Annotated in this window: 5 protein-coding genes; 1 reads left to right on the top strand and 4 read right to left on the bottom strand. The window is 40.2% G+C overall.

Features of this window, described 5'->3' with window-relative positions; all coding sequences use genetic code 11:
• Positions 1-128: 128 nt before the first annotated feature.
• The 4 genes from ACLCDV_RS02405 to ACLCDV_RS02390 form a co-directional block, all read right to left on the bottom strand.
• Positions 129-1,403, bottom strand: coding sequence for a glycoside hydrolase family 88 protein (locus ACLCDV_RS02405; RefSeq protein WP_411972845.1), 1,275 nt, complete (start codon positions 1,401-1,403; stop codon positions 129-131).
• Between the two features lie 42 nt (positions 1,404-1,445).
• A complete protein-coding gene (locus ACLCDV_RS02400; protein WP_411972844.1) occupies positions 1,446-2,714 on the bottom strand; it encodes a DUF2264 domain-containing protein in 1,269 nt (422 codons plus the stop codon).
• Between the two features lie 162 nt (positions 2,715-2,876).
• Positions 2,877-4,721 (bottom strand): RagB/SusD family nutrient uptake outer membrane protein, encoded by a 1,845-nt coding sequence (locus tag ACLCDV_RS02395; RefSeq protein WP_317668570.1) that lies wholly within the window; start codon positions 4,719-4,721, stop codon positions 2,877-2,879.
• Between the two features lie 12 nt (positions 4,722-4,733).
• Positions 4,734-8,006: a TonB-dependent receptor gene (locus tag ACLCDV_RS02390; protein ID WP_317668571.1), complete on the bottom strand. Its 3,273-nt coding sequence runs from the start codon at positions 8,004-8,006 to the stop codon at positions 4,734-4,736.
• Between the two features lie 136 nt (positions 8,007-8,142).
• On the opposite strand from ACLCDV_RS02390, the gene ACLCDV_RS02385 reads away from it, so the two are divergent.
• Entirely contained in the window at positions 8,143-12,018 is a 3,876-nt protein-coding gene (locus ACLCDV_RS02385; RefSeq protein ID WP_317668572.1) for an ATP-binding protein, read from the top strand.
• Positions 12,019-12,121: the final 103 nt, after the last annotated feature.

Below are 12,121 nucleotides of genomic sequence, written 5' to 3'. Positions count from 1 at the left end.
ACAGCATAAAGAAACTTGGTTCCAATTGAGCGAATTAAATCCAATAAAACAAAAAAGTGAAGTATGTAATATACTTCACTTTTCCACATCGTGTTAATAACTTTGTTGAAAACTAAAAAAAGCTACTGTTATTGCTTGATGACCTTTTCTCCGCGAAGCAACCGGTCGTATCGCACCAATGCCTCCACATAGTAGTAATCGGCATAGGTCAAGGGCACATCTACTTCTGTTTTATGTGGGATTGAACCGACACTATGTTTCAAGACGTAGCCACCGGCTTCCTTGTAATCTGCCTTGTAGGGTTTAGAAGAAAGCGACCGCAGCATTTGTTCAGCTTTAGAAATATACAGCTGGCTTTCGCTGCCCCTTGTATATTGCGCCAATTCCAGCAAAGCCGAAGCAGTTACTGAAGCTGTCGACACATCACGAAGATCTTTCTGGCTATAATATTTACTATCCGGAGTAAGCTTGTTCTGGTCCATATCCCAATAAGGAATCAGGTCTTTTGGAAGATTAGGATGATTCAGATAAAACTGTGCAATATGCCTAGCCTGCTCCAAATATTTCTTGTCGCCAGTCTCACGATACATCATCGTATACCCATAAAGTCCCCAAGACTGTCCCCTAGCCCATACAGACTCATCAAAAGCTCCTTGGGCAGTTTTTCTCGAAATAATACTTCCATCCTTCGGATTGTAATCCACCACATGGTAGGAACTATAATCTTTTCGGTAATGATTGATCATCGTTGTATTGGCATGTTGTACCGCAATATCACGATAACGCTTATCACCTGTCATTTTGGAAACTTCCGTCAAAAACTCCAAGTTCATCATATTATCGATGATTACTGGATAGGTCCAAGGCTGACCATCCCAGTTTTTTCCACCGTCCCATGAACGAATTGTTTTCGGTGCTTCATGGAAACGTGTTGCCAGCGATGCTGCTCCAGTACTTAAAATTTCCTTATAAGCAGCCGAATCTCCCGTCAAACGTAATGCATTCCCAAAGCTGCAGTATAACATAAAGCCCAAATCATGTGTTCCTTTGTTATTTTTTTCTTTTTCCAGCTGCTTCAATTTACGTTTAGCCTCCGTCAAAAGTTTTTCATCCTTGGTATACTCATATAGATAAAGCACTGTACCGGGATAAAATCCAGAGCACCACCAGCTTGAACCCCAACTCACATATTTACCATCTTTATAAGTCGTGGGCATATCGGATTCATTGATCGATGCTGCGAGGTAAGCGATTTGTTTATGTGCATCTTCTAAATTGGCACGGACAAATTCTTTGTCAAGCCCCAATTTTGCTGTCCCTAAGTTTCGCTGACTGGAACAGGAAATTCCCTGCATTCCTAGTCCGATCATTAAAGCCCCCGTAATATAGTGTTGTATCTTCATTTTATCCAGTCCTTAATCTTTTGCTTTTTTATTCTTTTTTGTTTAATAACTTACATAATAGTCTTTGGGAAATTGCTCTGCATTCCAGCATTTTTGGGAAGTCCAGGGTTGTGGAGCACAGGTCCAGAACTCATCGTCTGCCGGTAACCCCAATGGCAAGAATGATAGGGAGGCCACATACATAGACCCTGCATTTGTATAGTAATCTGCGAGATTGGATTGTTTGTCACCTACCACTCCCATACGCAGCCATCCTGAAGGTGCAAAGGTTTTGTCTATATAAATATGCCTTAATATCGCTGTAAGAGCTGCCCGGACTTGTCCTTTTGAGATATCCTCGGGGAGCTTGTTTTCTAAAGCAACTGTCGCCAAAGGCTGGAACGCTGCATTCTTATAAGTTGAGGAACGGCCAACAACAACATAATGACCTTCTGGAGAGATCATACGTTCCAAATGATGTGCATAGCGCTGCATTCGTTTATACGCTCTATCATACATTTCTTTGTATTTTCCGCCGGCGGTAATATTATGGCGTAGCGACTCCACCTGCATACAGTGAATCACATACCCATTGTAATGATCAAAACTAAAACGGGCTCCGTCGCTGTACCAACCGTCTCCGACATACCATTCTTGATCAAATTTATTGACCGCATAATCGATCTTCTCACGAGCACACTCCTCCCCGATGCTATAGAGAAATGTCTCTGTCATCGCGGCAAACAGCAACCAATTACTCTCATTCGGCTTGATCTTCCGCAGCAATTTGAATTCTTCAACTACTCTTTTTTTAGTCACTTGGTCCAAAGGCTGCCATAAAGCTTGAGGAGCTCTCAAAAAGGCTAATGCAAGATGCGCCGCATCGACGAGTGTTTGGGATGAAGGACCTCGCCAGGTAAAATAATCCGGCGATTTAGGATCTACACCATATTGTATACCCAGTAATGCTTGGTCACGTAATTTTTTACGCAATTGACCTTCTTCAGTTGCGTCATCTGGTAAGGCCAACCAAGGAGCCATACCTGCCAACAAACGACCGAAAGCTTCCAGGTATCCGACTCCAGGGTCTCTACTATCGAAAGTAGGACTCACTTCCATCGGCATATTTTTACGCCATTGTTGCTTACTGATATTGCTTAATATTGGAGCAGCCATCTTATATAAAATAGATACCCAATAGGCACGATCGTTCTCGCTGTAATTATTTCTTTCCGACGCGGCAACATTGGCTTTCGCTTCACCAGCAAAAGATGTCGCCAGTGCGCCCATTCCGGCACCGCCCAATAGTTTTAATAAGAGTCTTCTTTTCATTGACATTGGTTTATAACGAACACAATCGAAGTGTTACACAAAACATTAAAAATCTTTATTTTACGCTAAAAAAACAAATCAAAAAAAATCAATCGCTCTAGCAAACGATTGCGTGAGCGATTGATAACAACTTCTTTACGTGGGAAGTCATTTAGTTTTCTTTTACCAACCTGTATTTTGTGTTAAACTGGTATTTCGTTGTCTTTCCAATTCAGGGATAGGCCATGTATAAAGCTGATCTCCTAAATAGGTATATTTATCTACAATAGCACCCCAAGGTTGTTTGTTCCCAGCGTTACCACTAAATACCTGCTCCTTCCAGGATCTCCACCTTAACTCATCAAAATAGATAACACCTTCTCCAAATAGCTCTCTCCTACGTTCGTTACGAATTCGGCTAGTTAGATCGGCCTTACCGCTCACAGTCGTCGCTGCAGAGCTATTCAACAGCCCTACTTTAGCACGAGCGCGAACCTCATTCACTTTATCGACGGCAGGTCCTGTCTGTCCTTTTTCATTTAAAGCTTCGGCCCATAATAATAACACATCTGCGTAACGTATCACCGGATAATCAATATCACCTGCAACCCTGCTTGGAATAGGAGGTTTCCCGCCTTCATATACAAATTTACGCGGCAGGTAGAAAAACTGACTTTCAATATCCGTCCTTAGGTCAAAAACATTGTTTAATTGCTCAATATGTGGCCATCTAGACGTGAACGTTTGATCTGACGTACCATTCATTCCTACAAAAGTAGAGTAGGGTAAAATGACATTGGCACTTAATCGTGGATCTCGGTTTTCGAAGGCTTTCTTTAACCGGGCCTCATTTCCATTTGGCAGATACAGCCCAAAATCAAGTCCTCGTTTTGGATCGATCAAATCTGTGTATTTAGCGGGTTTGTTATTGGCCTGCGCTACTTGCTGTACATTGTCACGTATGAAATAGATTTCTCTCTTCGCTGGTGCCATAGCGTTATAGCCCGGGATTACATCATCCCAGTTAAATTTACTGCCATCTTTGTTCTCGTATAAGTCCACAAAATCCGGACTAACCAAATAGCTATCCCAATTGGAACCAAACGCTGAACGGCTACCAAAATAGAATTGCATGGTCGATCCATAATTATCTAATGCAATGTTCTGAATGGAAAAAATCATCTCGTCAGATTTTTCGTTGGCGGCGGTGAACAGGGTCTTATAATCTGAAAATAGTTGATGACCTGCATCTTTAACCGCCTGAAAATCTGCTATCGCCTTATCCCAGTCCTGCAGATACATATACACTTTACCACGCAACGCATAGGCAGCAGACTTCGTGATACGGCCAAAATCTTTACTTCCAGCCGGAAATTTAGTTGGCAAATTAGTTTCTGCAATACAATCACTCAGATCTTTTAGTATAAAATCCCAAACCTCTTTTTCAGTATTTCTAGGTTTAGTAGCCTCATTGTAATTTATCGGAGCGTCATATATAGGCACCCCTCTATACAGTTGATTTAATCTGTAGTAATAAAATGCTCTTAAAAATTTCACTTCCGCCAACAGACGTGCTTTCTTCTCAGGTGCAGAAGGAGAAATGTTACTTATTCCATAAATGGCATCATTTGAACGATGTACACTTTCATATAACTCCTTCCAGACATCGGCAAAAAGTCCTGTTGAAGTATTGGCGGTAGCATTCAACAAGGGATCACCTCCCCTAGGTATCAGCGTATTGGATAGACGATCATATTGGTAAAGTTCACGATTATTTGTTCCGCCGGTTGAATATCCAAAACGCAATGCCTGATAAACTCCATTTACACCAAGATCGGTGTAGTTATCTGTTGTCCACATTTTATCCTCAGGGACTTGCGTGTTTGATGTGATATCCAATAAATCCTTTTTACAGGAGCCCATTGTCCCTAAAACGATAGCCAACATGGATATGCGCCCCAAGCACTTATTATATTGTTTGTAATGCGTAAATAATCTTCGCATACCTATAGTTATTATTTTCTTCATTTGTTCTTAGTATTAGAATCCAAAATTCAAACCGAATGCATATTGTTTCATCGTTGGATACTTAGCTCCAGCTCCGATTTCTGGATCAGCTCCAGGGAATTTTGTAAACATCAATAGATTCTCACCAGAGAAGTATACGCGTAGATTACGTACATGCAGACGTTCGGTAAGCCTATTATTAAATGTATAACCGATTTGCAAATTCCTCAATTTAATGAAGTCTGCATCATAGAGGTAATAGTTGTTCGCTACGTTATTGATAGTTTCGCCGTTATATTTTAAGCGCGCATAAGATCCGGTCAGATTTGTACGGGAGTCGCTCGGATTAGCAGGATCATAAAAATAATGGTCATCTGCCACACGTTTTGAAATACCATTTCCGTCACGAACAATGTTGTTGCTATAACCTTCATCATTCCAATAGTATTGCAATTTACCTTCACCAGACCACAGCATTTGCAGATCAAACCCTTTATAGGAAAATCCCAGATTAAATCCATAAATATATTTCGGAATATCGGAGGTTCCTGTGAAATCAAGATCGTTCTCATTGCCATAGATCTTATCTCCATTTAAATCTGCATAAAGAAAATCACCATAATAAAGTTGTTCTTTACCCAAAGTATTTACTGGAGAAAAACTATAACCAGCCGTTTTCATATCCTGAGCCCATTTATAATCCGCTTCGGTACGGATCATACCATCCCGTGGTCCACCATTCGGGTTCACAGATCCATCACTAGAATAGTAACTACCATCCCCTTTATAGCGCTGTCTTACATAAAACTCTCTATATGTATGTCCTTCCAAATTACGTTGGTTTGTACCAACAGCATTGGATACCTGTCCAATATTGGTACTGTAGCTATTCGTACCATTGACATCATTCCAACCTCTTACCAACTGGCCTTTAAGTTTGGTCACCCGGCTTTTATTGTAAGCAAAATTACCACCGATATTGTAGCTCACTTCACCTATTTTATCCTTCCAAGTCAGATTGAGTTCTATACCACTATTACGCATAGCCGCCGAGTTGACAATTGGAGCCGAAGTATTGCCGGTTGTTAGCGGCAATTGTTCAGGAACCAATATTCCGGAGGTTAGTTTGTTATAGTAATTCACCTCGACATAAGCCTTATTCTTGAAAGTAGAGAATTCAAGTCCCACCTCTTTATTTTCACTTTCTTCCCAAGCTAACATCCTATTTCCAAATTTGCTCCGTTCCAAACCACTCACTTGTGACCCGCCGTAGGAATAACCTACATTTCCATAAAAAGCAAGTGCCGGGAAATAATTCTCACTGTTTGGATCCCCGTTATTTCGGTCATTCCCCAATTTACCCCAAGATCCGCGCAACTTAACGTTCTGAACATAAGGATCTAAACCTTTCATAAACGATTCTTTAGAAAGCAACCAGCCCAAACCTACAGAAGGAAAATAACCGACCTGTTTATCTTTTCCGAATTTGGAGGATGCATCTCGACGCAAATTGAATTCTACCAGATATTTTCCATCAAAGTCATAATTCACCCGTCCAAAGAAAGACCGCATACTGGTTTCATATTCGTTACCATCAATGCTATTCATTTCATTTGCTGTACTGATATTAGAAATTGTTGGATCGATAACTCCTCTTTTTGATGCAGAGAACGTGTACCATTTGGTTTGGAACTCATTATGCCCCAATAATGCGCCTATATTATGCTTACCTATAGTTGTTTCATAACGGAGCACATTGTCAAAAGTCAACGTACGAAGATTTTCATAGCTTTGAGAAAGCGTAAGATTAGCTGCCACACCGGCAGGGAAAACAATTGCACCAGTCGCAAAATTATACTTATCTACAGGAATACTGCTGCCGGTCTGCTCTCTGAAGCGTGTCAGATAGTTGAATTTGGTTTCAAAAGTTAATCCTTTAATAATTTTAACATTGGCAAAAATAGTGGAGTTAAAATTTGATACTTTATCCATTCCCTGAGGTTCATAAAGATACTGCATCAGATTGTTCAATTGAACGGACTCTTCAGCGGCTACCGCTCCTCCAAATTTCCCATCATACATCGGATATACACCCGGGGTTGACTGCCTTAAGAAATTATACAGATTATCAACGTTTGCTTTTTTCCGATCTTCTGTTGATGCAAAAGTGTTTGTCCCAATTGTTAAACGGTCTCCAATTTTAGTGCTCAGATTCGTTCTTAATTCATACTTTTTGGCGCCAGTGTTTTGCATAATACCTGGATTGTCCAAAATCCGTCCGGAAATCATATAATTGGTAGACTCCGATCCCCCAGTTGCGGATATATTATGACTCTGAAGCCAGCTCGAATTATAGATCCAATCTGTCCAATCTGTATTTGGATAAGCAATATAATTTGGCAAACCCGAAGGAGCCATAACACCATTTGGATCCACATTTGCTTTTCGCCACTGCTCTATGGTAGATTCAGCATACTTATTCGGTTTTCCCAGATTGAAGGTTCCTTCATTCATTAACTCCATGTGACGTACGTAATCCGACACAAACTCAGGTGTTCCCATCGGTTTGGTCTTGGAAAGAATTCCTGAATAAGTCAATTGAGTCTTTTGATTTGCCTTACCTTTTTTAGTTGTGATTAATATAACCCCGTTTGCCGCACGTGTACCATAGATTGAAGCAGAAGACGCATCTTTCAAAACAGAAATTGTTTCAATGTCATTTGGATTTACCGCATCCATTGTTCCAACAATTCCATCAATAACAACCAATGCTTCAGCATTGTTCATTGTACCGATACCACGTACGCGAATAGTAGCGCCATCGGCGCCTGGTCGACCAGTCCCTTGTTTTACCTGTACACCAGCAGCAACACCACTTAATGCCGTAGAAACATTTGTGACAGGTCTATTTTCAATTTGCTTTGCATCAATTGTACTGACAGACCCCAAAAGCTTTTCCTTTTTCTGCTTTCCGTACCCCACCACAACAACCTCATCAATTACCGAACTTGTACCGTCCATAGTTACATTGACGACACTACGCCCATTGACAACAACTTCTTGATTTTGATAACCGATGTAAGAAACTACGATAGTCGCATTGGAGCCAACAGACAATGAATAGGTACCATTAGCATTTGTAGAAGTAGAAACACTTCCGCCCTTTTCTCGAATCGTTACACCCGATAAAGGTGCTCCCTGACTGTCTGTAATCCGCCCCGTAATTGAAATTTTCTGTTGTGCCATACCCGCACCCACAGTAAACATCATCATAGCAGACAGTCCAACTTTGTAAAACTTTGCCATACTTTAGGAAATTAGTTTTATAATAAAAATTGGTTGTTTAATAGGTCAAAGATGAGTTTATGAGCAAATTAAGAGGGGTGAAATTCATAAATATTTGGGGGTAAAATCTTAAATTTGACACAAATACCCCATAACCATGAGCATACTACCTATTTTATCGCGACAATTTCTGCTGTTGATATCCATCATTTCCCTTTGTCATGCCCAGAATTTAAAATTTGAGACATTAAGCCAGGAGAACGTATTGGATAAACAGGCGGTATTAACAATTGCTCAGGATAAACAAGGTAAACTTTGGTTCGGCGGCGGAGCCAACCTTTTTGTATACGACTCCCAGAATATCACTAATATTCTCGTACAGGATACGGTATTTAAAAAGGTAGATTACATTAACAAGATTGCCATCAACGCAAACAATGACCTTTTTATTGCTACAGCAACGCAATTATTCATTTTCGATATCGACAAACGCAAAGCGGTATTTAAACAGGGAAAACCTTTTCAAGAAAAAATTGCTGTCGCCGACATTCAGTTCCTTTCAGACAAAATATTTCTGTGCACCGACAAAGGGCTCTATCAGGCTATCCCCACAGCGGGTACCTACAATCTCAAAAAACTCATTAACCAATCCCGGGTACAATCGATTATTCAGACAGGACCTGAAACCTATATCATGGCGAGCATGGATGGCATAACGTCTTTTTCATTGAAAAATAATCAAATTTCTACGAACCAGAATCTTATAGCATCTCCCCTGCCTTTAAAAGAGCAGATTTTCAGCACAATGTATCTTCATAAAAATATCCTGTGGGTTGGCACAAAATTGCATGGAATATTCCAATACAACTTCGTTGATAAAAAATGGAATAACCTAACAGAAACAAATAGTAATCTGCTCAGCAATAACATCCGGAAAATTGTCCCAACTAAACAAGGAGACCTACTGATTGGTACACTAAAAGGGCTCTCCATCTTTAATGGGGCACCACATTTCTTAAACTATAAACATAATACCTCCGTCAAAAACTCATTGAGTCAAAACTCCATCTATGATATTTTTATTGATCGACAACAGATCACCTGGATAGGAACTTATTTTGGAGGAATCAATGCCATCTACCCCGATCTGATCCCCATACAGCATTATTCAACGCGTTCGCGTCCAGGTCTCAGCCTCAATAGCGATATCACTGGCAGTTTTGCAGAGTCAGAAAATGCGTTTTGGATTGGAACAGAAGAAGAAGGAATCAACAAAATTGACAAAAGAACAGAAACGACCTCTCCTTTGTCTAAATTAACCCAGTCAAATCTGATCAAGGATCTATACGTTAGAGATAACAAAATTTATGCAGCACAGTATGGCGGTGGTTATTCCATTATCGATGCACAATCTGGAAACACACAACACTTTTACCTTGAAAAAGATCTCCTGAATCTCAAAAACAATATTTATAGCATTTACGTAGATCCCGTACATCGCATTTACCTCGGAACCAATAAAGGGCTTTACATCGTCGATCCCGGAAAGCCTGCAGCATATAACGCTGCCTTAAAAACAGGTACAATTGATGATATCCAAGCCGATAATAAACAGCATACTTATTTTCTCAGCGGAGGTACACTTTTTCGCAAAAAACCGAATGAATCAAACATAAAACCATTAAAACAACTGGACACATTGACGCTAGGTGGGTTTTATGTTCAGCCGAATGGGGACATCTGGCTGACATCCAAAGAATACTTATATCATTTTGACCAGCATGATCAATTAACCAAGGTATCTCGCTTTCCAAACAACTCATTAGGCTGGCCCATCTTTGTGAACAATCAGGTATGGCTTACCAGTAAAAATGGACTAATATGCTATAATCCCAAAACAAAACATAGTTACCTCCTGAATCAATATGACGGTTTACCGGTCAAAAATCTACTTGGAGCCAAAGTCTTTGCCAGCCAAACGGGAACACTGTTCGTCACGACACTCAATGGTGTAGTTGCCCTAGATACCCGAAAAATAATCTTCAATCAGACTATACCCGAGGTACTCTTCCGAAATATCTTTCTCGAAGAGTCACCATTGAACTACGGACGGCTTCAGAAAACAACAGATCCCAATAGCTATCAGCTCAAACTCCGACATGATGAAAACTTTGTTACGATTAATTTCTCAGGTTCTAATTTCATCAAACCACAAAAGAATAGATACCGATACAAGCTCGATGGTTTTGACAAGGATTGGGTTGAAACTAGTACTCCCTCAATACGCTATACCAATATTCCGGTCGGAATGCATACTTTGACCATATTCGCCAGTAACAACGATGGCATTTGGAGCAGTATCCCCCTACGGATCAATATCGATATTAAACCTCCCTTTTGGAGAACCTGGTGGGCCTATCTGTTGTATGCGGGCTTGTTCACCTTGGGTGTACATTTTGTCATCAAGTTTGTTGTCGAACGTGAGATGTTGATCAATTCAGAACGGGAACAGGAAAAGAAAATAAAATTCTTCACACAGATATCGCACGAAATTCGCACACCGTTGACGTTGATTACAGCTCCATTAGACGAAATTATCTCCGAAACGGCCAATCTGACTTCTACACAAAACAAAGTAAAACGGATAAAAAAGAATGCCAGTAAACTGCTTGGTGTAATCAACGAGTTGCTGGACTTTAAAAAATTCGATGATAAACACTTTGTACTGAAGAAAACCGACATCTCTTTTAGGGAATACATAGAAGATACGTTCTACTTACTGAATGACCTTGCCAAAACAAAACATCTCAACTATTATATACGTCAGTTGGATGCAGTAGGATTACAATCCATCGATACCGTGCAATTTGATAAAGTGATGTTTAATCTACTGTCCAATGCTATCAAATACACACCAGATTATGGTACAGTTTACCTGGAGTTGATCGAAAGCGATGACTCGTTTTCCATAAACATAGTTGATAACGGCATTGGCATTGCTACAGACAATCAGTTTAAAATATTTGAAGAATACTATCGTGAAGAACAAGCTAATGATGCGATCGGCACAGGCATTGGATTGGCACTTACCAAACAAATTGTACTGCAACACAAGGGAGACATTCGTTGTTTTTCACAGGACGATGAAAAAGGAAAATGGACGGTATTTACGGTAACCTTACCGAAACAAGCTGGCGAGAAAGTAGAACCGCAAGCAATAGGCCTCCTTGGAAAGGAAACAGAAGACATTAGCATATCCAGACCAGGCACATTCGACAGCTCCTTGCAACAGACGATTTTAATTGTAGAAGACAATAAAGAATTATTAGCAACAGTTGTCAATCTGTTTCATGATACCTACACGATCATTACAGCAAACAATGGTGAAGAGGCTCTTTCCAAGGCATTGGAATATATCCCTGATCTGATTATTTCAGACCTCATGATGCCTTACATGGACGGTGCTCAATTGTGTCAGGCCATTAAAACAAATATGGTAACAAGCCACATTCCATTCATTTTGCTGACGGCCATAACCGATAGCCATTCACAAACCTTAGCACTAGAACTGGGCGCCAATATCTATTTGACAAAACCCTTCGACAATAAACAATTATTCCTGTCTGCTCAAAATCTCTTGGCTATCAGCCAGAAAAAAAGTAGAGAATTTCAGGTCAAAACAGCTTCATTCGACAATGAACTTGATGCGCAATTTATCTCATCCCTAAATGAGTTGATCGAAGAAAATATTCAGTCAGATGGCTTTGATGTCAATTTTATAGCGCGAACAATGGGAATGAGCGCTCCAATTCTCTATCGTAAACTGAAGGCCATATCCAATTTATCACTCAATAATTATGTCAAAACGTATAGGTTAAACAAAGCAAGAGAATTACTGACATCGACCATGAATATCAGTGAAGTTGCTTATGCAGTGGGCTTTTCTGACAGGAAATACTTCAGTAAGGAATTTAAAAAACAGTTTGGATACAACCCATCGGAACAGATCGCGACGCCTAATCAAAGTAGCTAAACCCTGCTATATCGAATTGTGGTCTCTATAAGACCCAATAAACTCCGTAAGCCCCAATGAAAAGACAGAGGTGGCTATGCCACCTCTGTCTTTTAGTTTTAAC

It is taken from the genome of Sphingobacterium sp. Lzh-3 (assembly GCF_046764375.1).
Lineage (GTDB): Bacteria > Bacteroidota > Bacteroidia > Sphingobacteriales > Sphingobacteriaceae > Sphingobacterium.
This window is presented reverse-complemented; position numbering and strand designations above follow the sequence as displayed.